General features: G+C 64.4%; 21 protein-coding genes. 12 read left to right on the plus strand and 9 right to left on the minus strand.

What is annotated here, in order from left to right:
• Positions 1-155 precede the first annotated feature (155 nt).
• Positions 156-1,160, plus strand: coding sequence for an LLM class flavin-dependent oxidoreductase (locus ACNFHO_RS10130; RefSeq protein WP_054893390.1), 1,005 nt, complete (start codon positions 156-158; stop codon positions 1,158-1,160).
• Between the two features lie 124 nt (positions 1,161-1,284).
• Here ACNFHO_RS10130 and ACNFHO_RS10135 read toward each other — a convergent pair whose 3' ends face one another.
• A complete protein-coding gene (locus ACNFHO_RS10135) occupies positions 1,285-1,506 on the minus strand; it encodes a DUF1161 domain-containing protein (RefSeq protein WP_054893391.1) in 222 nt (73 codons plus the stop codon).
• A 110-nt stretch (positions 1,507-1,616) separates the two neighbouring features.
• On the minus strand, positions 1,617-1,832 hold the full coding sequence (locus ACNFHO_RS10140) for a dodecin (protein WP_054893392.1): 216 nt from the start codon (positions 1,830-1,832) through the stop codon (positions 1,617-1,619).
• Between the two features lie 151 nt (positions 1,833-1,983).
• Between ACNFHO_RS10140 and ACNFHO_RS10145 the strand changes: the two genes are divergently transcribed.
• Positions 1,984-2,307, plus strand: a complete 324-nt coding sequence (locus ACNFHO_RS10145; protein WP_054893393.1) for a DUF883 family protein — start codon at positions 1,984-1,986, stop codon at positions 2,305-2,307.
• Here ACNFHO_RS10145 and ACNFHO_RS10150 read toward each other — a convergent pair.
• A complete protein-coding gene (locus ACNFHO_RS10150) occupies positions 2,304-3,197 on the minus strand; it encodes a LysR family transcriptional regulator (RefSeq protein ID WP_416766141.1) in 894 nt (297 codons plus the stop codon). The two genes, ACNFHO_RS10145 and ACNFHO_RS10150, sit on opposite strands and share 4 nt — an antisense overlap.
• Before the next feature lie 221 nt (positions 3,198-3,418).
• On the opposite strand from ACNFHO_RS10150, the gene trpB reads away from it, so the two are divergent.
• The 3 genes from trpB to ACNFHO_RS10165 all read left to right on the plus strand — a co-directional run bounded on the left by trpB (position 3,419) and on the right by ACNFHO_RS10165 (position 5,875).
• The gene (trpB, locus tag ACNFHO_RS10155; RefSeq protein ID WP_054893395.1) at positions 3,419-4,636 is read left to right on the plus strand and encodes a tryptophan synthase subunit beta; all 1,218 of its coding nucleotides are present in this window, start codon (positions 3,419-3,421) and stop codon (positions 4,634-4,636) included.
• Entirely contained in the window at positions 4,633-5,442 is an 810-nt protein-coding gene (trpA, locus tag ACNFHO_RS10160; RefSeq protein WP_197891784.1) for a tryptophan synthase subunit alpha, read from the plus strand. The genes trpB and trpA overlap by 4 nt, the downstream gene beginning before the upstream one ends.
• Before the next feature lie 124 nt (positions 5,443-5,566).
• On the plus strand, positions 5,567-5,875 hold the full coding sequence (locus ACNFHO_RS10165) for a hypothetical protein (protein WP_416766143.1): 309 nt from the start codon (positions 5,567-5,569) through the stop codon (positions 5,873-5,875).
• 43 nt (positions 5,876-5,918) lie between these two features.
• Here ACNFHO_RS10165 and ACNFHO_RS10170 read toward each other — a convergent pair whose 3' ends face one another.
• On the minus strand, positions 5,919-6,842 hold the full coding sequence (locus ACNFHO_RS10170; RefSeq protein WP_416766144.1) for a choline sulfate utilization transcriptional regulator: 924 nt from the start codon (positions 6,840-6,842) through the stop codon (positions 5,919-5,921).
• A gap of 111 nt (positions 6,843-6,953) precedes the next feature.
• Here ACNFHO_RS10170 and betC point away from each other — a divergent pair, with 111 nt between their 5' ends.
• The 3 genes from betC to ACNFHO_RS10185 all read left to right on the plus strand — a co-directional run bounded on the left by betC (position 6,954) and on the right by ACNFHO_RS10185 (position 11,049).
• Complete coding sequence (gene betC / locus ACNFHO_RS10175) at positions 6,954-8,471, plus strand: choline-sulfatase (protein WP_416766145.1); 1,518 nt, start codon at positions 6,954-6,956, stop codon at positions 8,469-8,471.
• 14 nt (positions 8,472-8,485) lie between these two features.
• Positions 8,486-9,415 (plus strand): choline ABC transporter substrate-binding protein, encoded by a 930-nt coding sequence (gene choX, locus ACNFHO_RS10180; RefSeq protein ID WP_416766147.1) that lies wholly within the window; start codon positions 8,486-8,488, stop codon positions 9,413-9,415.
• Positions 9,416-9,483: 68 nt separating this feature from the next.
• Positions 9,484-11,049 carry a SulP family inorganic anion transporter gene (locus ACNFHO_RS10185; RefSeq protein WP_416766148.1) on the plus strand — a complete coding sequence of 522 codons (1,566 nt, stop codon included), beginning with the start codon at positions 9,484-9,486 and terminating at the stop codon, positions 11,047-11,049.
• Positions 11,050-11,052: 3 nt separating this feature from the next.
• On the opposite strand, the gene aroE is transcribed toward ACNFHO_RS10185, so the two are convergent.
• Both aroE and hemF read right to left on the minus strand, forming a co-directional pair.
• Positions 11,053-11,877 (minus strand): shikimate dehydrogenase, encoded by an 825-nt coding sequence (aroE, locus tag ACNFHO_RS10190; protein ID WP_151925890.1) that lies wholly within the window; start codon positions 11,875-11,877, stop codon positions 11,053-11,055.
• Positions 11,878-11,902: 25 nt separating this feature from the next.
• Positions 11,903-12,814 carry an oxygen-dependent coproporphyrinogen oxidase gene (gene hemF, locus ACNFHO_RS10195; RefSeq protein ID WP_416766150.1) on the minus strand — a complete coding sequence of 304 codons (912 nt, stop codon included), beginning with the start codon at positions 12,812-12,814 and terminating at the stop codon, positions 11,903-11,905.
• 133 nt (positions 12,815-12,947) lie between these two features.
• On the opposite strand from hemF, the gene ACNFHO_RS10200 reads away from it, so the two are divergent.
• Positions 12,948-13,925 carry an NADPH:quinone reductase gene (locus tag ACNFHO_RS10200; RefSeq protein ID WP_416766152.1) on the plus strand — a complete coding sequence of 326 codons (978 nt, stop codon included), beginning with the start codon at positions 12,948-12,950 and terminating at the stop codon, positions 13,923-13,925.
• 151 nt (positions 13,926-14,076) lie between these two features.
• On the opposite strand, the gene ACNFHO_RS10205 is transcribed toward ACNFHO_RS10200, so the two are convergent.
• From ACNFHO_RS10205 to dprA, 3 genes are all read right to left on the minus strand, one after another.
• Positions 14,077-14,376: a DUF6124 family protein gene (locus tag ACNFHO_RS10205; protein WP_063541946.1), complete on the minus strand. Its 300-nt coding sequence runs from the start codon at positions 14,374-14,376 to the stop codon at positions 14,077-14,079.
• Positions 14,377-14,847: 471 nt separating this feature from the next.
• Positions 14,848-15,405, minus strand: a complete 558-nt coding sequence (locus ACNFHO_RS10210; protein WP_063541944.1) for an L-threonylcarbamoyladenylate synthase — start codon at positions 15,403-15,405, stop codon at positions 14,848-14,850.
• A gap of 37 nt (positions 15,406-15,442) precedes the next feature.
• Complete coding sequence (gene dprA / locus ACNFHO_RS10215; RefSeq protein WP_112897037.1) at positions 15,443-16,540, minus strand: DNA-processing protein DprA; 1,098 nt, start codon at positions 16,538-16,540, stop codon at positions 15,443-15,445.
• Between the two features lie 208 nt (positions 16,541-16,748).
• Between dprA and def the strand changes: the two genes are divergently transcribed.
• The 3 genes from def to rsmB are packed head-to-tail and all read left to right on the plus strand — an operon-like array spanning position 16,749 to position 19,555.
• Positions 16,749-17,255 carry a peptide deformylase gene (gene def, locus ACNFHO_RS10220; RefSeq protein WP_054893037.1) on the plus strand — a complete coding sequence of 169 codons (507 nt, stop codon included), beginning with the start codon at positions 16,749-16,751 and terminating at the stop codon, positions 17,253-17,255.
• A 60-nt stretch (positions 17,256-17,315) separates the two neighbouring features.
• Positions 17,316-18,248 (plus strand): methionyl-tRNA formyltransferase, encoded by a 933-nt coding sequence (gene fmt, locus ACNFHO_RS10225; protein WP_416766154.1) that lies wholly within the window; start codon positions 17,316-17,318, stop codon positions 18,246-18,248.
• Entirely contained in the window at positions 18,245-19,555 is a 1,311-nt protein-coding gene (gene rsmB, locus ACNFHO_RS10230) for a 16S rRNA (cytosine(967)-C(5))-methyltransferase RsmB (RefSeq protein WP_416766156.1), read from the plus strand. Before fmt ends, rsmB begins: the two co-directional genes overlap by 4 nt.
• The last annotated feature ends 2 nt before the right edge of the window (positions 19,556-19,557 follow it).

Below are 19,557 nucleotides of genomic sequence, written 5' to 3' on the forward strand. Positions count from 1 at the left end.
TGCCTCCTGGTTGTTCAGTGGGTGTCACTACGGATTCTGAGGACACTGCCTACAGCAAGTTCAGATCAATCCATAGCCAACCATTGAATCCATCGCCGGGTGCCCATACAGAGTCACAAAGGCCCTTGGCCAATCACTTTCCTGCGGAGGCTCCGATGACGCAGCTGCGCGACCTGAAGATATCCACCCTCGACCTGGTGCCCGTGCGCGCCGATGCCGGCCCAGCCCAGTCGCTACGCAACTCGCTGGACTTGGCGCAGCATGTGGAGCGTTTGGGCTACAACCGATTCTGGGTGGCCGAGCACCACAACATGGACGGCATCGCCAGCTCGGCGACCTCGGTGCTGATGGGCTATCTCGCCGGCGGGACCTCGCGCATCCGCATCGGCTCGGGCGGGGTGATGCTGCCCAACCATGCGCCGCTGGTGATCGCCGAGCAGTTCGGCACCCTGGCCAGCCTCTACCCCGGTCGCATCGACCTGGGCCTGGGCCGCGCGCCCGGCTCCGACCAGATGACCGCCCGCGCCCTGCGCCGCGAGCGCTCTGGCAGCGCCGACGACTTCCCCGATGATGTCGAGGAACTGTCGCGCTACCTCGGCCCGCGCACCGACGATCAGAAAGTCATCGCCGTGCCCGGCCACGACACCGAAGTACCGATGTGGCTGCTGGGTTCGAGCCTGTTCAGCGCGCAACTGGCCGGCATGCGCGGCATGCCCTACGCCTTCGCCTCGCATTTTGCGCCGCGCTACATGCATGAGGCGATCCGCATCTATCGCGACCATTTCAAGCCATCGACGACGCTGGACAAACCCTACGTGATGCTGGGTATCCCGATGGTGGTGGCGGACAGCGACGAGAAGGCCGAATACCTGGCGACCTCGGTCTACCAGCGCATCCTCGCGCTGATCCGCGGCCAGAGCCTGATGCAGCGCCCACCCGTGCAAAGCATGGACGGACTGTGGCTACCCCATGAGCGTGATGCGGTGGGGAGCTTCCTCGGGCTGGCGATGATCGGTAGCCCGCAGAAGGTGCGGGCGAAGGTGGAGGTGCTGCTGGAGCAGACCGGCGCAGATGAGCTGATCTTCACCTGCGACTTGTATGAACATGCGGACCGGCTACGCTCGTACGAGCTGCTGGCGCAGGCGTTGAAGGGCGAGTAAATGCCACCTGTGGGAGGGCGTGCGCCGCGAAAAAAACGTGTGGCCTGTACAAGGCAACGCGGTGTCTTTTTCGCGGGTAAACCCGCTCCCACACTTACAGCGTTCGGTTGAGCTCAGCGTCGCCTCAACCCCGGCGATAGACGATTTCCTTGGTCCCGGCCTCGCAACTGCCAATCACCTTGCCGGCCGGCGTGCCCTTGTCGACGATCTCCAGCGTATACCCCTGAACGCCCTTGGCATCGAGCTTGGCTGCAATTTCGCTCTTGAGCTCCTCGCACGGCTTGCCTGCCGCCATGGCACCACCGGCCAGCATCATCAGGCCCACTGCCAGAAACACTTTCTTCATCGTTACCGTTCCTTATGCGGATCAAAAAAGCAGAATAGGGCGCCGGCATGTACCGGTGCCCCCTGGAAGTCATACGCCATAAAGCAGGAACAGGCTATCCCCGCACTGTTTCAACTGTTGGCGATGCGGAACCCGACCTTGAGCGTGACCTGGAAATGCGCGGCCTTGTTGTCACGGATGTGACCACGAGTTTCGACCACCTCGAACCACTCCAGGTGCTTGATGCTCTTGCCGGCTTCGGCGAGGGCATTGTTGATCGCATCTTCGATACTCGTGGGCGAGGAACCGACGAGTTCGATCTTTTTGTAGGTGTGATGATCGGACATGAGCGCTCTCCTTGAATGATGTGCTGGATTGAGCCTAGCAGCGCAGGCCCGGTTTACCTGCGAGCCATCGCCTCGGGTGAAAGTTCGATCGCACTTTCGCCACATCGCGCAGTCGCACTCTTTACACCCTACTCAGCGAAGGAGAGTCCACATGGCCCGTAACGCACTGCGCAAGACCTCACTGGAAAGCATGGAAGCTGAGATCGAAAGCCTGCTCAAGACGCTGGAAGACCTCAAAGGCGATGCTTCGGAAGAAACGCAGAAAACCATGAAGGCGCTGCGCGGCAACGCCCAGAACGCTCTCAAGCATTCGCGCAGCCTGCTGACCGACGCCTACGAAGAAGTGAAGACCCGCACCCGGGAAACCGGCATCGCAACCCGTGACTACGCCCAGGAACACCCCTGGACCACGGCTGGCGTGGCCGTTGGCGCATTGGGTCTGCTCGCCGCCTACCTGCTGTGCCGTCGCAACTAACCCTGCGCCTGCAACTCCCGGCGCAACCACTGCGCCAACTGCTCGGCGCGCCCATCTGCGGCGCGCCGCGGCACCCATAGCGCCAACGCCGCCGGCGTCGGCGAAAACCCCCACGGCGCCGCCAGGCGTCCCGCTCGCAGGTCGTCCGCCACCAGCGGTTGCGGCGCGATCGCCACCCCCAAACCGGCCACCGCTGCCTCCAGCAGGTAGTACAGGTGCTCGAATGCCTGGCCGAAGGTCAGCGCACTGGCATCCAGCCCTTGCTGCGCAGCCCAGGTCGGCCACGCCTGGGGGCGCGAGGTGGTGTGCAGCAGGGCCTCGCCCAACAGGGCACGCGCAGGGGCCTGGTGCAGACGCTCGAAGCCGGGAAAGTGCGGGCTGAGCACCGGCCCGATACGTTCCTCGGCCAGCACATGCACCTGCATGTCCGCGGGCCACGGCGGCTCGGCATACACCAGCAATGCATCCAACCCTGGGCGGCGCGGATCGAGATCCCCCTCTCCGGCCGACAAGTGCAGACGCAACTCAGGCAGATCGGCCTTCAAACGCCCGAGACGGGGAATGAACCACCGCGCCAACAGGCTGCCGGAACACCCCAGTACGAAGGGCGCATCGCTGACATCGCGGCTAAGTTCGGCGCACACACTGCGCAGGCGATCGAAGGCATCGAAGCTGGCATCACGCAGGCGAGCCCCGACATCTGTGAGTTTGACGCCACGCCCATCCTTTACGAACAGGGCAACGCCCAAATGCTCCTCGAGCACCTTGATCTGCCGGCTCACCGCGCCATGTGTCACGTGCAGCTGTTCGGCGGCCTGGCTGACGCTGTTCAGCCGGGCAGTGGCCTCGAAGGCGCGCAGGGCATTGAGGGGTGGGAGGTCCTGGGGCATTTGACTTGTGAGTTTTCCTGACGAGTTGTCGCAATCTTATCGGTTTTCAGGGGACGTTGCGCTGGGTAGAGTAGGCCCATCGATCAGTGGTGGCCTCTTCGCGGGCAAGCCCGCTCCCACAAGTGCAATGCTGTATTGAGCATCACACCATTTCTGTGGGAGCGGGCTTGCCCGCGAAGAAGGCAACACGATATCCAATCCAGACCCCTATGGAGCGCCCCATGTCCCAGTCCCAATACCGCCCCGGCCCCGACGCCAATGGCCTGTTCGGCTCGTTCGGCGGCCGCTACGTAGCCGAAACCCTGATGCCCCTGGTCCTGGACCTGGCCCGCGAATATGAAGCGGCCAAGGCCGACCCCGAGTTCCTCGAGCAACTCGCCTACTTCCAGCGCGACTACATTGGCCGCCCCAACCCGCTGTACTTCGCCGAGCGCCTGACCGAGCACTGCGGCGGCGCAAAGATCTTCTTCAAGCGTGAAGAACTCAACCACACCGGCGCGCACAAGGTGAACAACTGCATCGGCCAAGTGTTGCTGGCCAAGCGCATGGGCAAGAAGCGCCTGATCGCCGAGACCGGCGCCGGCATGCACGGCGTGGCCACCGCCACCGTCGCTGCGCGCTTCGGCCTGCCTTGCGTGATCTACATGGGCGCCACCGACATCGAGCGCCAGCAGGCCAACGTGTTCCGCATGAAGCTGCTGGGCGCCGAGATCGTTCCGGTCACCGCCGGCACCGGCACCCTGAAAGACGCCATGAACGAGGCCCTGCGCGACTGGGTCACCAACGTCGAAGACACCTTCTACCTGATCGGCACCGTGGCCGGCCCGCACCCTTACCCGGCGATGGTTCGCGACTTCCAGTCGATCATCGGCAAGGAAACCCGCGCCCAGTTGCACGAGAAGGAAGGCCGCCTGCCGGACAGCCTGGTCGCCTGCGTCGGCGGCGGCTCCAACGCCATGGGCCTGTTCCACAACTTCCTCGAAGACGAAAGCGTGCAGATCATCGGCGTCGAAGCCGGTGGCCATGGTGTGCACACCGACAAGCATGCCGCCAGCCTCAATGGTGGCGTCCCTGGCGTACTGCACGGCAACCGCACCTACCTGCTGCAGGACGACGATGGCCAGATCACCGATGCCCACTCGATCTCCGCCGGCCTGGACTACCCCGGCATCGGCCCCGAGCACGCCTACCTGCACGAAGTGAAGCGGGTCGAATACGTCAGCATCACCGACGACGAGGCCCTGGACGCCTTCCACGCCACCTGCCGCCTCGAAGGCATCATCCCGGCGCTGGAGAGCTCCCACGCCCTGGCCGAGGCGATCAAGCGCGCCCCGAGCCTGCCCAAGGATCACTTGATGGTCGTGTGCCTGTCCGGCCGCGGCGACAAAGACATGCAAACCGTGATGAACCACATGGCTGCCCAGGAGAAACAGGCATGAGCCGTCTTGAACAACGTTTCGCCGACCTGAAGGCCGAAGGCCGCTCGGCGCTGGTCACCTTCATCACCGCAGGCGACCCTGGCTACCAGGCCTCGCTGGAAATCCTCAAGGGCCTGCCCGACGCCGGCGCCGACGTGATCGAGCTGGGCATGCCCTTCACCGACCCGATGGCCGACGGCGTGGCGATCCAGCTCGCCACCCTGCGCGCCCTGGAAGCCGGCCAGACCTTGGCGAAAACCCTGGAGATGGTCCGCGAATTCCGCGTCGGCAACCAGACCACGCCGATCGTGCTGATGGGCTACTACAACCCGATCCATCGCTTTGGCGTGGAACAGTTCGTCGCCGAGGCGAAGGCCGTTGGCGTCGATGGCCTGATCATCGTCGACCTGCCGCCTGAGCACGACGCCGAGCTGGCAACCCCGGCCCAGGCCGCGGGCATCGACTTCATCCGCCTGACCACCCCGACTACCGACGACGTGCGTCTGCCACGTGTGCTCGAGCGCAGCTCGGGTTTCGTCTATTACGTGTCGGTGGCGGGTGTAACCGGTGCGGGCTCGGCGACCACCGAGCACGTCAAGGAGGCCATCACCCGCCTGCGTCGCCATACCGACCTGCCGATCAGCGTCGGTTTCGGCATCCGCACGCCGGAGCAGGCTGCAGCGATCGCCAAGCTGTCCGACGGCGTGGTGGTGGGCTCGGCACTGGTCGACAAGATCGCCCAGGCCAAGTCACCCGAGCAGGCTGTGAGCGATGTACTGAGCCTGTGCTCGGCGCTGGCTGAAGGGGTGCGCGGCGCCCGGGGCTGAGGGGGAACTGGCGTACGAGAGTTCCATGCACATGCATTCGGCTACCTGATAATTTTGCTAGTTGTGTAAGGCCTTCAGAGATCGCAAGCTGAAAGCTCACTAACTTGCTGAAGGAATAGCCGATATGCGTGTACTCTCAACCGCGCTTCTTGCTCTGTTTATGTCAGGCACTGCACTTGCTGCAACCTGCCCAGAGCCCAAGGACATCAAGGAAGCCTCGACACAATCCACCGAGGATGGCTTCAGTGGCTATCACTACACTGCGGCAGACGGCAAATGGAAAGGCTTTGCGCCGAATGCAGATGACAAGGGCACCAAAGAAGTTGAGCTGGCCTCGTTGAAGCTTGTCAACTCGCAGGAAGGTTCGATCTCCGTCATTTGTCGCTACACGGACGCCAAAGGCGGAGCCCTGAGTCTTTCAAGCAAGAAATAACAAGAGGGCGCGTAACGCGCCCTTCTTTCGCGTATTTCTTGGCTCAATCCGTAGCAACAGATGTATTCGAGAGGCTGAGCTCAAGCTCCAGCCACTCCACGAACCGTTCGATCAACGCCCCACGCCGCTTGCGCGGGGGCAACACCACGTAATACCCACGCGACGAACGCAAACTCCCTTCCACCGGCCGGCACAGCAATCCCTGCTCGACCAACCCATCGACCAGATGCCCCCAACCAATCCCGACCCCTTGCCCGGCAATCGCGGCCTGGATCAGCAAGGTGTAGTTATCGAAGCGCAACTGCCCTGGTGGTGGCGGGCTGACCAAGCCGAAACCGCGAAACACCCCCGCCCAGTCGAACCAGCCACTGGCCTGTTCACCGCGTAGATGCAACAAGGGCAATCGTTGCAAAGCCACGGCTGACAAGGGTTTGCCATCAGTCAGCCGAGGGCTGCAAACCGGAAAGACCTCTTCATCGAACAACCAGCGGCTTTCGCCCTGATGAAAGCGCCCGTCGCCAAACAGCACGGCCACATCGATATCGGGCCGCAGCATCCCCTGGCTGCGCTCGCCGGTCACGAGGCTCACGTCCACCTGTGGATAAGCCTCGTGAAAACGCTGCAGCCGGGGCATCAGCCAGAAAGCGGCAAAGGCGAAGTCGGTGGCCACCTGCAGCACCTCGCGCTGCCCACGACCGCTGGCCTCGGCAATGCCTTCATCCATCGCCTGCAAACCCTGGTGGACCTGCTCGAACAGCGACTGGCCCGCATCCGTCAGCGCGATACCCCGGTAGATCCGGTCGAACAGGCGCGTGCCCAGCTGCGCCTCAAGCCGCTTGACCTGCTGGCTCACAGCCGGCTGAGTGGTGCCCAGCTCCAGTGCCGCCGCCGTAAAACCGCGCAGACGCGCCGCCGCCTCGAACACGCGCAAGCTTTCCAGTGACATGCCCGCAAGGTGCTCAAACATAAGCTCAGCTAATCCCAGTCATTGCCCGCCATGGGCTTTACCCATGTTATCCACAGTCGCATCCTCGATCGCAAGCAATTCACATAATGTTCGACGATGGAAGGGCACCCCATGAAGCAACCCAATATCCTGTTCATCATGGCCGACCAGATGGCCGCGCCCATGCTGCCGATCTACAACCCCTCGCCGATCAGGATGCCCAACCTCGCCCGCCTCGCCGAACAGGCAGTGGTCTTCGATTCTGCCTACTGCAACAGCCCGCTGTGCGCGCCGTCGCGCTTCACCCTGGTCAGCGGCCAGTTGCCCAGCCGTATCGGCGCCTACGACAACGCCGCCGACTTTCCCGCCGACATCCCCACGTACGCCCACTACCTGCGCCGCCTCGGCTACCGCACCGCGCTGTCGGGCAAGATGCACTTCTGCGGCCCTGACCAGTTGCACGGCTATGAAGAGCGCCTGACCAGCGACATCTATCCCGCCGATTACGGCTGGGCGGTGAACTGGGACGCCCCCGACGTGCGCCCGAGCTGGTACCACAACATGTCCTCGGTGCTGCAGGCCGGGCCGTGCGTGCGCACCAACCAGCTGGATTTCGACGAGGAAGTGGTGTTCAAGGCGCAGCAGTACCTGTACGACCACGTTCGCGAGGATGACGGTCGCCCGTTCTGCCTGACCGTCTCGATGACCCACCCGCACGACCCCTACACCATCCCTCGGCGCTACTGGGATCTCTACGAGTCTGTGGATATCCCCCTGCCACGCGACGAAATCGCCCAGGACCAGCAAGACCCTCACTCGCAGCGCCTGCTAAAGGTCTACGACCTGTGGAACAAGCCGCTGCCTGTGGACAAGATCCGCGACGCGCGCCGCGCCTACTTCGGCGCCTGCAGCTACATCGACGACAACATCGGCAAGCTGCTGCAGACCCTCGAGGATTGCGGCCTGGTAGACGATACGCTGATCGTGTTCTCCGGCGACCATGGCGACATGCTTGGCGAGCGCGGGCTCTGGTACAAGATGCACTGGTTCGAGATGTCGGCGCGGGTGCCATTGCTGGTCCATGCGCCCAAGCGTTTCGCCGCGGCGCGGGTCAGCGCCAGCGTGTCCACCTGTGACCTGCTGCCGACCCTGGTCGAGCTGGCAGGCGGGGCTGTGGATAACAGCCTGCACCTGGACGGCCGCTCGCTGCTCGGCCACCTGCAAGGGCAGGGCGGGCACGACGAGGTGATTGGCGAATACATGGCCGAGGGTACGGTCGGGCCGCTGATGATGATTCGGCGTGGCGCGTACAAGTTCGTGTACAGCGAAGACGACCCGTGCCTACTCTACGACCTGAGCCGCGACCCGCACGAGCGGGAGAACCTCACCGGCAGCCCGGATCACCAGGGCTTGCTGCAGGCATTTGTCGATGAAGCCAGGCGACGCTGGGACGTTTCCAGCCTGCGCCAGCAGGTGCTGGCCAGCCAACGCCGCCGCCGTCTGGTGGCCGAGGCCCTGGCCATCGGCAAACTGAAAAGCTGGGATCACCAACCCTTGGTCGACGCCAGCCAACAGTACATGCGCAACCATATCGATCTCGATGACCTCGAGCGCAAGGCACGTTATCCACAGCCCGCACCCATGGATTGAGAAGAGAGGCCGCCATGCAGAAGTTCTCCACCGCCGTGATCGCCCTGGCCCTGGGCCTGAGCACCTTGACCGCCCAAGCGGCCGACAGCGACACGCAATGCAGCACCGTCAAACTGGCTGACCCCGGCTGGAGCGATATCGCCTCCACCAACGCCATCACCCGCCTGTTGCTCGAAAGCCTGGGTTACCAGGTGAGGATCGACAGCCTTGCTGTACCGATCATCTACGGCGGCCTGAAAGACGGCCGGGTGGACGCTTTCCTCGGCAACTGGATGCCAGCGCAGCAGGGCTTTCATGACAAGTTCATCGCCACCGGCGACGTGAAACAATTGTCGCGCAACCTCGAAGGCACCGAGTTCACCCTGGCAGTGCCCGACTACGTGTGGAATGCCGGTATCAAGGACTTCGCCGACCTGCAGAAACACGCCGAGCAGTTCGACAAGAAGCTCTACGGCATCGGCTCCGGCGCGCCGGCCAACCTGTCGCTCAAGGAAATCATCGACAAGAATGAGTTCAACCTCGGGCAGTGGAAGCTGATCGAGTCCAGCGAGCAGGCGATGCTGGCGCAGGTCGACCGCGCCGTGAAGAAGAACCAGTTCATCACCTTCCTCGGCTGGACACCGCACCCGATGAACGTGAAGCTGAAGATGCACTACCTCACCGGTGGCGAGAAATGGTTCGGCAGCAAGGGCGAGGTGTTCACCCTGGTGCGCAACGGTTATCCACAGGCCTGCCCGAATGCCGCGAAACTGCTGGGCAACCTGGCATTTACCCTGGATATGGAGAACGCCATCATGGCCGAGGTCGTGGACAAGAAGGTCAGTTTCGACCAGGCAGCCAAGGCGTGGGTGAAGGCGCATCCACAAGTCCTGGAGGCGTGGCTCGCCGGCGTGAGCAGCAAGGCTGGCGGTGATGCACTGGAGGCCGTCAAGGCCAAACTCTGATTGCCCGCTGCCGCGGTGGGTATGAATCCGCTCCAGAAAGGGGCAAAACTCAGGACTGTGAATAACCCATGCCCCGCCTGACCCAGCTGCTGCCCTTCCTGACCTGGCTTCCCCGGCAATCGCGCCGCAGCCTGCGCCAGGACCTGCTGGTGGGTCTGAGCGGCGCGATCCTCGCCCTGCCGCAGTCCATCGCCTATGCGTTGATTGCCGGCCTGCCCGCCGAATACGGCCTGTATGCGGCCATCGTGCCGGTACTGATCGCCTGCCTGTGGGGGTCGTCCTGGCACCTGATCTGCGGTCCCACCGCCGCCATCTCCATCGTCCTCTACGCCAGCATCAGCCCGCTGGCCGTGGCCGGCAGCAGCGACTACGTGACCCTCGTCCTGCTGCTGACCTTTCTTGGCGGGGTGTTCCAGCTGCTGCTCGGGCTGCTGCGCTTCGGCACGCTGGTCAACTTCGTCTCCCATTCAGTGGTGCTCGGCTTCACCCTGGGCGCCGCCATCGTCATTGCCCTTGGCCAGTTGCCGAACCTGATGGGCATCGACTTGCCCAGCCAGGCCACGGCACTCAAGACGGCCCAGGACCTGTTCGCCCATGCCCGCGAAGTGGACCTGCCCTCGCTGGGGCTGGGCCTGGCCACCTTATTGATAGGTATCGCCATCAAGCTCCTGCGTCCGCGCTGGCCGGCGCTGTTGATAAGCCTGGTACTGGTAAGCCTGGTGGCGTGGCTGCTGCCCGGATACTTCGCTCACGTGCCCCGCGTTCCCGCGTTCAGCGGCCATCTGCCGCCCCTGAGCCCGCTGCCGTTGCTCGACCTGGACCTGATCCTACGGCTGCTGCCCAGCGCCGTGGCGGTGGGCATGCTCGGGCTGGTCACCAGCCTGTCGATCGCCCGTTCGTTGTCTGCACGTTCCGAACAACTGATCGACGCCGACCAGGAGATTCGCGCCCAGGGTGTTTCCAACATGGTCGGGGCGTTTTTCTCGGGTTACCTGTCGTCTGGTTCGTTCACCCGCTCCGGACTGAGCTTCGAGGCGGGCGCCCGCTCCCCTATGGCCGGGGTGTTCTCGGCGCTGTGGGTGGCGCTGTTCGCCGTGGCCGGTGCCGGGCTCATCGCTCACCTGCCGATCTCGGCGATGGCCGGCAGCATCCTGCTGATTTGTTGGGGACTGGTGGATCACAAGGCGATTCGCGCGCTGTTCCGCGTCAGCCGTTCGGAGTTCCTGGTGATGGCGCTGACCGCGGCGGCAACCCTGTTACTGGAGTTGCAGACGGCGATCTACGCGGGAGTGCTGGCGTCGCTGTTCTTCTACCTCAAGCGCACCTCGCGGCCACGGGTGCAGCAGAGCCGTGAAGGGGAGGCGGACGTGCTGCGGGTCGGTGGCTCGATCTTCTTCGGTGCCGCGCATTATCTGCAGGTACGCCTGCAGCGCTGCCAAGGGCCGCATGTGGTGATCGACGCGCGGCAGATCAACTTCATCGACTATTCGGGTGTGGATATGTTGCATCGCGAGGCGCGCCGGCTGGCGCGCAATGGCGGCAGCCTGACCCTGCATCGGGCCAGGCCCCAGGTGGTGGAGGAGTTGCAGAAGCTGGAGGGGATCGACGGGTGTCCGATCAGGTTCGAGGAGTAATCTCTACCCCCGAGCCAACTGCCTCCGCAATTCATCCAGCACCGGCCCGGTCTCAGGCCGAATCCCGCGCCAGACGTAAAACGCCTCGGCCGCCTGCTCGGCGAGCATTCCCAGCCCATCCAGCACTTTCGCCGCCCCAAGCTTCGTCGCCCACTGGCAGAACGGCGTCGGCTCCTTGCCATACATCATGTCGTAGCACACGGTGCGACCGGCCTCGACCAGGCTCTCGGCGATCGGCGGCAACTCCCCCGAAAGGCTTGCCGAGGTGGCGTTGATGATCACGTCCACCGGCTCCTGCAGCCAGGCAAAACCGCTGGCGACCACCGGCCCGAGTTCATCGAACTCGCGCGCCAGCTGCTCGGCCTTTTCCACCGTACGATTGGCGATCACCAGCGATTGCGGCTTATGCGCCAGGATCGGCTCCAGCACGCCACGCACCGCACCACCGGCGCCGAGAATCAGGATGCGCTTGCCCGCCAGCGTGACCCCGGCATTCACCGTCAGGTCGCGCACAAGGCCTGCGCCATCGGTGTTGTCGCCCTGCAACGTGCCATCGGCCAACAAGGTCAGCGTGTTGACCGCGCCCGCGCGTTGCGCCCGTGGCGTGAGGCTGTCGCACAGGCGGTACGCCTCTTCCTTGAACGGCACGGTCACGTTGGCGCCGCTGCCCTGCTTGAAGAAGCCGCGGGCGCAGTCGCTGAACTCGTCCAGCGGCGCCAGCAGGGTGCTGTATTCCAGATCCTGGCCGGTCTGCTCGGCGAACAGGCGGTGGATCAGCGGCGACTTGCTGTGGCCGATGGGGTTACCGAAAACGACGTACTGGTCCATGGGAAATCCTCGGTTATCCACAGATTTACTGGCCGAGCCAGTCGCGGTCCTGCAGGAAGTACTCGGTCAGGCGCGCTTCCTCGCTGCCAGGGGTGGCCTTCCAGTCGTAGCCCCAGCGAACCTGCGGCGGCAACGACATGAGGATGGATTCGGTACGTCCGCCGGATTGCAGGCCGAACAGCGTGCCGCGGTCGTAGACGAGGTTGAACTCGACATAGCGCCCACGGCGATATTCCTGGAATTCGCGCTGCTGCGCGGTGTAGGGGGTGTTCTTGCGCCGCTGCACGATCGGCAGGTAGGCCTCGATGTAAGCATCGCCGATGGCACGGATGAAGGCGAAGCAGGTGTCCAAATCCCACTCGTTCAGGTCATCGAAGAACAGCCCGCCAATGCCACGGGGTTCGCCGCGGTGCTTGAGGTGGAAGTAGCGGTCGCACCAGGCCTTGTAGCGCGGGTACACGTCGGCGCCGAAGGGGGCACAGGCCTGTTCGGCGACGCGGTGCCAGTGGATGCAGTCTTCCTCGTTGCCGTAGTACGGGGTCAGGTCGAAGCCGCCACCGAACCACCACACTGCCTCTTCGCCCTCTTTCTCGGCGATGAAGAACCGCACGTTGGCGTGGGACGTCGGCACATGCGGGTTGTACGGGTGAATCACCAGCGACACGCCCAGCGCCTCGAAGCCACGCCCGGCCAGCTCCGGACGGTGCGCGCTGGCCGACGGCGGCAAGCCTGCGCCGAACACATGGGAGAAGTTGACCCCGCCTTTCTCGATCAGCTTGCCCTCGCCGATCACCCGGGTGCGACCACCGCCGCCAGCATCACGAACCCAGGCGTCCTCGACGAAGCGGGCGCCGCCGTCCTCGGTTTCGAGGGCGGCGCAGATGCGGTCTTGCAGGTCGAGCAGATAGGCCTTCACGGCCTCGGTGCGGCTGGTCATCGGGTCACCTGGGAAGGGCAGGGAGGAATTCGCCGCGTAGCATACCACCGGCCAGCGCCGCGCCGCAGTTGACGGCAGTCAAGCAAAGGCGTCCGATAGAGGGCCTTTGCGATGACGACAACAGGAGTGTGTGATGGCCAAGCGTATTCAGTTCAGCCAGCATGGCGGCCCGGAAGTCTTGCAGCTCGTGGACTTCGAACCGACACCGCCCGGCCCGCAGCAGGTGCGCGTGCGCAACCATGCGATCGGTCTGAACTTCATCGATACCTATTTCCGTGGCGGGCTCTACGCGCCGCCATCACTGCCTTCAGGCCTGGGCACCGAAGGTGCGGGTGTGGTCGATGCGGTGGGCGAGGGCGTCACCCGCTTGAAGGTCGGCGACCGCGTCGGCTACGGCGGCGGGCCGCTGGGCGCCTATGGCGAATACCACACCCTGCCGGAAGCGAACCTGGTGAAGCTGCCTGACAGCATCAGCTTCGAGCAGGCTGCGGCCGTGATGCTCAAGGGCCTGACCACCCAGTACCTGCTCAAGCAGACCTACGCGGTGCAGCCCGGCGACTTCATTCTGTTCCACGCCGCAGCAGGTGGCGTCGGCTCGCTGGCTTGCCAATGGGCCAAGGCCTTGGGCGCCAAGCTGATCGGCACTGTCAGCTCGCCCGAAAAAGCCGAACGCGCCAAGGCGCTGGGGGCCTGGGCGACCATCGACTACAGCCATGAAGACGTGGCCAAGCGTGTGCTGGAGCTGACAGAAGGCCAGAAGTGCGCGGTGGTGTATGACGGCGTGGGTGCCGACACCTGGCTGACTTCGCTCGACTGCCTGCGCCCGCGTGGCTTGATGGTGAGCTTCGGCAATGCCTCCGGCGCGGTGAGTGGCGTGAATCTGGGAATTCTGTCGCAGAAGGGCTCGCTGTACGTGACACGACCGACCCTGGCCAGCTACGCCAATAACGCCGAGAACACCCAGGCCATGGCCGATGACCTGTTCGCGATGATTGCCAGTGGCAAGCTGGCGGTGGATATCCAGCAGCGGTATCCGTTGAGCGAGGCGGCGAAAGCGCAGGAGGCCTTGTCGGCGCGCCAGACGGTGGGGTCGACGGTGCTGTTGCCCTGAGGGCCCCATCGCGGGACAAGCCCGCTCCTACAGGTTCAGCGCCGTTCATGCGTGCCGCGCGGTTCCTGTAGGAGCGGGCTTGCCCGCGAAAAGCACACCGCGGTTCGTCGCCCCGACAAGCCCGCTCCCACCGAGGGCTCTGCTCAAGTCATCAGGCTTGGGGGCTACCCGCAGACTCGATTCCATCCAGCATCGCTTCGACCAGGCCCTCTGCCAGCTCGATGGCATGCAGGCTCGACCAGAACATGCCCCGACCGCCGTCGCTCAGGTGGTCAACGGCTTTGATGCCAGTGTCGTAGGCACAGCGCAGGTAGAGGGCGACGTGGACCAAGGCGTCGTGGGGTTCGATGTCGGGGTTGACGGTGAAGAGCGGGGGATGGCCGGCGTCGCAGCGGCCGAAGGGGTGGGCGGTGGTTTTGGGGAGGGGTGGATCGGGGACTAGCTTCTTCATAATTGCTCCAGTGATGGAGCTGACACCCTTTCGTTACCACACGGTTGGGTGGCAGCTGTACGCGGAGTGGTAAACCGGACTGGAGGCATTTCCGGCAGGCAAAAGCCTCCCGCGCACAGCCGCCATAAGCGGCATTGCCCCAGAAACACCGGGTTACCACACCCGATCGCCAAGTTGTTCGGCGACGGTCTGGAGCCTAGAGGTAGACGTTCCCACTGAGAAGGTAATGGCGGTCGACAGGCTGCGTAGGATATTTCCCTAAGTCAGAAATGTGCAGTCTTGAGGATCAGAATCAGAAAACCCTGATGAGCGGTGCCTCTCTCCCTTGAGGAGCAACTGTCTTGCTCAAAATCTAAAGGTCAGCCCAATCCCCTGTGGGAGCGGGCTTGTCCCGCGAACACCGGCAGAGCCGGTGCCATGCACCGCGGTGGCCTTTTCGCGGGCAAGCCCGCTCCTACAAGTGTCGAACAATCAACCCGGCCGCACTACTTCGCCCGTGACCAGATCGCGAATCACACTCGGATTCCTGCGTCCGCCCAGCGCGCCGCCGAGCACCAGGTCCAGCTGGTTGTGGAAATACTGCTCGACCCGCAACCGGCTCTTGGCCGCCGGCCGCCCGGCCGGGTTGGCGGAGGTGGAGATCAGCGGCCCGACCAGCGCGCACAGCTCACGCACCTGCGGATGATCGCTGACCCGCAGCGCCACCGTATCGTGCTGACCGGTCACCCATTCGGGCAACAGGTCCTGGTGCGGCACCAGCCAGGTGTTCGGGCCCGGCCAGGTGCTGCCCATGCGGTCGATCCAGTCTTCGGGGAAATCCTCGAACAGGAAGTCGAACTGGCGGATGTTGTCGGCGACCAGGATCAGGCCCTTATCCACAGGGCGTGACTTGAGCGCCAACAGGCGGTACACCGCGTCTTCGTTCCACGGGTCGCAGCCCAGGCCCCAGACCGCTTCCGTTGGATAGGCGATCACCGCACCCGCCTTCACCTCACGCGCGGCTTGTTGCACACGCCAACTGCTCACCATTGCTGTCTCTCCGCTTTAAGCCTGATGCGCAGTGTACTTAGGCGGAACGGGCAAACCAACGTCCGGCTTCACTGCTGACCCGTCCTTCGAGTTCGAGCTCGGTCAGACTGGCCAGTACCTGGGCCAATGGCAGCCCGCTGCTGTGGGCCAGGCCCTCGCTGGTCTGCGGAGCAGCATGCAGCAACGCCAGCAGTGGATGGCCCGGTTTCTCCACAGACGCAGGAGGCAGGTTCTGCCAACCGCGCAGGCTGTCGAGGATCTGCCCGACACTCTCCACCAGCAGCGCACCATCGCGAATCAGTTGATGGCAGCCCTTGGCGCCCGGGTGGTGAATGGAGCCGGGAATCGCGTACACCTCCCGTCCCTGTTCGGCAGCCAGCCGGGCGGTGATCAACGAGCCGCTGGCCAGGCTGGCCTCCACGACCAGCACGCCGAGCGACAGGCCGCTGATGATCCGGTTGCGCCGCGGGAAGTTACCGGCCAGTGGTCCGGCGTCCAGCGGGTACTCCGAAACCAGCGCGCTGCCGCTGTCGATCATGGCCCGTGCCAAGTCGCGATGGCGCTGTGGATAAAGTTTTTGCAACCCTGTGCCGAGCACCCCGATCGTGTGGCCGCCAGCGTTCAACGCAGCCCGATGAGCGGCGCCGTCGATACCCAATGCCAAGCCGCTGGTGATGGTGAACCCGGCGTGAGCCAGGCAACGGGAAAACGCACCGGCCGTATCCAGCGCCGGGGGTGAAGCACGCCTGCTCCCCACGATCGCCAACTGCGGCCGTTCGAGCAGGGCAGGGTCGCCGGCCACGAAAAGCAAAGGCGGCGGATCGTCTATCTCGGCCAGCAATGCCGGGTATCCAGGGCCGTCCCACATCAGTAAACACTGGCCCGGACGCTCTAGCCAGGCCATTGCAGCCAATGCACCATCGCGTACTTGCGCACTGCGCCGGGCGTCTATACTGGAAGCCTTCAGGCCTAGAGCACGCCACGCGCTGGCCGGGGCACTGAGTGCCGAAGAGGCGCTGCCGAATGCTTCGATGAGGGTATGGAAACGACGCAAGCCAATATCGGGAAGGCGATGCAGACGCAGCCGCGCCTCCAGTTCCGCCGGAGTGCAAGGCGACGAGCGGGATGGGTTCATGGTGGATCGTCCTTGATCGGCAGGAGGCCAATGAAGCGGCACATCCTGTGGATAACTTTGTGAGTAACACTTTGAAAAGCTGTCGATCAAAACGGCAGCTATCAAGCCCATAGAGACCCTAGCCAAGCTTCACAGGTGCCGAACGCTCCATTTCCCTTTATTATGTGTGCTCAGTTTTCAACCAAACGCACAGTGACTGCCTGACCCTATGGCCATCTTGAACATCCTCGAATTCCCCGACCCGCGCCTGCGCACCCTCGCCAAACCGGTAACGGAGTTCGACGACGCCCTGCAGCAGCTGATCGACGACATGTTTGAAACCATGTACGAAGCGCCCGGCATCGGCCTGGCCGCGACCCAGGTCAACGTGCACAAGCAGGTCGTGGTGATGGATCTTTCCGAAGATCGCAGCGAACCGCGAGTGTTCATCAACCCCAGCGTCGAAGAGCTGACCCACGACATGGGGCAGTACCAGGAAGGCTGCCTGTCGGTGCCAGGCTTCTATGAGAACGTCGACCGCCCGCTGCGCGTGCGGGTCAAGGCCCAGGATCGCGACGGCAAGCCCTACGAGCTCGAGGCCGAGGGCCTGCTGGCGGTGTGCGTGCAGCACGAGTTCGATCACCTCAACGGCAAGCTGTTCGTCGACTACCTGTCTCAGCTCAAACGCGACCGGATCAAGAAGAAGCTGGAAAAGCAGCACCGCCAGCAAGCCTGATCCCCACCTTCCAGAAGGCTTGCTCCGGCAAGCCTTTTTCTTTTTTGAAGCGAGAACTCCATGCGCATCGTCTTCGCAGGCACCCCAGAGTTTGCCGCCGAACACCTCAAGGCCCTGCTCGACAGCCCTTACGAAATCGTGGCTGTCTACACCCAGCCCGACCGTCCCGCCGGCCGGGGCCAGAAGCTCATGCCGAGCGCGGTCAAAGCCCTCGCATTGGCCCATGACATACCGGTGTACCAGCCACAGACCCTGCGCAATGTCGACGCGCAGGCTGAACTCGCCGCACTGAAACCGGACCTGATGGTGGTGGTCGCCTACGGCCTGATCCTGCCGCAGGCGGTGCTGGATATCCCGCGCCTTGGCTGCATCAACAGCCACGCCTCCCTGCTGCCACGCTGGCGCGGCGCGGCGCCGATCCAGCGCGCCGTCGAGGCCGGTGATGCCGAGAGCGGCGTAACCGTGATGCGCATGGAAGCGGGCCTGGACACCGGCCCCATGCTGCTCAAGGTCACCACGCCGATCAGCGACGACGACACCGGCGGCAGCCTGCACGACCGCCTCGCCCAGCTGGGCCCTGGCGCCGTGGTGCAAGCCATCGCCGGCCTTGCCGACGGCAGCCTGCAGGGCGAGGTGCAGGACGACGCCCTGGCCACCTATGCACACAAGCTGAACAAGGATGAGGCACGTCTGGACTGGAGCCGCCCGGCCGTGGAGCTGGAGCGCCTGATCCGCGCCTTCAACCCATGGCCGGTGTGCCACAGCACCCTCGACGGCGAAACCGTGAAGGTGCTGGGCGCGAACTTGTCCACAGGCAATGGTGAGCCAGGCGAGATCCTCAGTGCCAGCAAGGACGGCCTGGTGGTCGCCTGCGCTGACGGCGCCCTGAGCCTGACCCGCCTGCAACTGCCCGGTGGCAAGGCCCTGGCCTTCAGCGACCTGTTCAACAGCCGCCGCGAGAAGTTCGCAAGCGGCAAGGTGCTCGGCCAATGAACCCACGCCTGGCTGCCGCCCGCGCCCTGGCTGCCGTGCTCAGCGGCAAGGCCTCGCTCAACAGCTCGCTGCCCGCGCAACTGGACAAGGTCGAGGAGCGCGACCGCGGCCTGACTCAGGACCTGGCCTTTGGCACCGCCCGCTGGCAGCCGCGCCTGGACCTGCTTGCCGCACAACTGCTGCAAAAGCCGTTCAAGGCCGCTGACGACGATGTACAGGCGCTGCTGCTGGTCGGCCTGTACCAGCTGTTCTACACACGTATTCCGGCACACGCCGCCATCGGCGAAACCGTCGGCTGCGCCGACAAGCTCAAGAAGCCCTGGGCCAAGGGCCTGCTCAACGCCGTGCTGCGCCGCGCCCAACGCGAGGGCGAGGAACTGCTCACCGGCATGGAGCGCGACCCCGTGGTCCGCACCGCCCACCCGCGCTGGCTGCAGAAGTCGCTCAAGGCGTTCTGGCCGGAGCAATGGGAAGCCATCTGCGCCGCCAACAACGCCCACCCGCCGATGATCCTGCGGGTCAACCGCCGTCATCACAGCCGTGATGCGTATCTGGCGCTGCTGGCCGAGGCTGGCATCGGCGCCAGCGCCTGCCCGTTCAGCCGTGACGGCATCGTGCTGGCCGAGGCCTGCGACGTGCGCGGCCTGCCGGGCTTCGCCGACGGCTGGATCAGCGTGCAGGACGAAGCCGCACAACTGTCGGCCGACCTGCTGGAACTGGCCCCCGGCCAACGCGTGCTCGATGCCTGCTGCGCCCCTGGCGGCAAGACCTGCCATCTGCTCGAAGCCGAGCCGGGCCTGGCGCAGATGGTCGCCATCGACCTGGAGGCCAAGCGCCTGGCGCGGGTGCGCGAAAATCTCGACCGGCTGAAGCTCGATGCCGAGCTGATCGCCTGTGATGCTCGCGATACCGCCAGTTGGTGGGACGGCAAGCCGTTCCAGCGCATCCTGCTCGACGCCCCATGCTCGGCGACCGGCGTGATCCGCCGCCACCCAGACATCAAGCTGACCCGTCAGGCCGAGGACATCCCGGCCCTGGCCGCACTGCAGGGTGAGCTGCTCGATGCGCTGTGGCCGACACTCGAGGTCGGCGGCATGCTGCTCTACGCCACCTGCTCGAGCCTGCCGACCGAGAACACCGAAGTGATCGACGCCTTCCTCGCCCGCACCCCCGGTGCCCGTGAGCTCGACCTGGCAACCGAGGCCGGTCTGCGCCAGCCCCACGGCCGCCAGCTACTGGCCCAGGAAGGCGGCCACGACGGCTTCTACTATGCCAAGCTGATCAAGATCGCCGCCTCGCGCGGATAAGA

It is taken from the genome of Pseudomonas sp. NY15374 (assembly GCF_048068255.1).
GTDB classification, from domain to species: Bacteria; Pseudomonadota; Gammaproteobacteria; order Pseudomonadales; family Pseudomonadaceae; genus Aquipseudomonas; species Aquipseudomonas machongensis.

Excerpts from the sequence above, each read along its gene's own strand:
- ACNFHO_RS10130 (WP_054893390.1), top strand. The coding sequence starts at position 156 with ATGACGCAGCTGCGCGACCTGAAGATATCCACCCTCGACCTGGTGCCC.
- ACNFHO_RS10135 (WP_054893391.1), bottom strand. The coding sequence starts at position 1,506 with ATGAAGAAAGTGTTTCTGGCAGTGGGCCTGATGATGCTGGCCGGTGGT.
- ACNFHO_RS10140 (WP_054893392.1), bottom strand. The coding sequence starts at position 1,832 with ATGTCCGATCATCACACCTACAAAAAGATCGAACTCGTCGGTTCCTCG.
- ACNFHO_RS10145 (WP_054893393.1), top strand. The coding sequence starts at position 1,984 with ATGGCCCGTAACGCACTGCGCAAGACCTCACTGGAAAGCATGGAAGCT.
- ACNFHO_RS10150 (WP_416766141.1), bottom strand. The coding sequence starts at position 3,197 with ATGCCCCAGGACCTCCCACCCCTCAATGCCCTGCGCGCCTTCGAGGCC.
- trpB (WP_054893395.1), top strand. The coding sequence starts at position 3,419 with ATGTCCCAGTCCCAATACCGCCCCGGCCCCGACGCCAATGGCCTGTTC.
- trpA (WP_197891784.1), top strand. The coding sequence starts at position 4,633 with ATGAGCCGTCTTGAACAACGTTTCGCCGACCTGAAGGCCGAAGGCCGC.
- ACNFHO_RS10165 (WP_416766143.1), top strand. The coding sequence starts at position 5,567 with ATGCGTGTACTCTCAACCGCGCTTCTTGCTCTGTTTATGTCAGGCACT.
- ACNFHO_RS10170 (WP_416766144.1), bottom strand. The coding sequence starts at position 6,842 with ATGTTTGAGCACCTTGCGGGCATGTCACTGGAAAGCTTGCGCGTGTTC.
- betC (WP_416766145.1), top strand. The coding sequence starts at position 6,954 with ATGAAGCAACCCAATATCCTGTTCATCATGGCCGACCAGATGGCCGCG.
- choX (WP_416766147.1), top strand. The coding sequence starts at position 8,486 with ATGCAGAAGTTCTCCACCGCCGTGATCGCCCTGGCCCTGGGCCTGAGC.
- ACNFHO_RS10185 (WP_416766148.1), top strand. The coding sequence starts at position 9,484 with ATGCCCCGCCTGACCCAGCTGCTGCCCTTCCTGACCTGGCTTCCCCGG.
- aroE (WP_151925890.1), bottom strand. The coding sequence starts at position 11,877 with ATGGACCAGTACGTCGTTTTCGGTAACCCCATCGGCCACAGCAAGTCG.
- hemF (WP_416766150.1), bottom strand. The coding sequence starts at position 12,814 with ATGACCAGCCGCACCGAGGCCGTGAAGGCCTATCTGCTCGACCTGCAA.
- ACNFHO_RS10200 (WP_416766152.1), top strand. The coding sequence starts at position 12,948 with ATGGCCAAGCGTATTCAGTTCAGCCAGCATGGCGGCCCGGAAGTCTTG.
- ACNFHO_RS10205 (WP_063541946.1), bottom strand. The coding sequence starts at position 14,376 with ATGAAGAAGCTAGTCCCCGATCCACCCCTCCCCAAAACCACCGCCCAC.
- ACNFHO_RS10210 (WP_063541944.1), bottom strand. The coding sequence starts at position 15,405 with ATGGTGAGCAGTTGGCGTGTGCAACAAGCCGCGCGTGAGGTGAAGGCG.
- dprA (WP_112897037.1), bottom strand. The coding sequence starts at position 16,540 with ATGAACCCATCCCGCTCGTCGCCTTGCACTCCGGCGGAACTGGAGGCG.
- def (WP_054893037.1), top strand. The coding sequence starts at position 16,749 with ATGGCCATCTTGAACATCCTCGAATTCCCCGACCCGCGCCTGCGCACC.
- fmt (WP_416766154.1), top strand. The coding sequence starts at position 17,316 with ATGCGCATCGTCTTCGCAGGCACCCCAGAGTTTGCCGCCGAACACCTC.
- rsmB (WP_416766156.1), top strand. The coding sequence starts at position 18,245 with ATGAACCCACGCCTGGCTGCCGCCCGCGCCCTGGCTGCCGTGCTCAGC.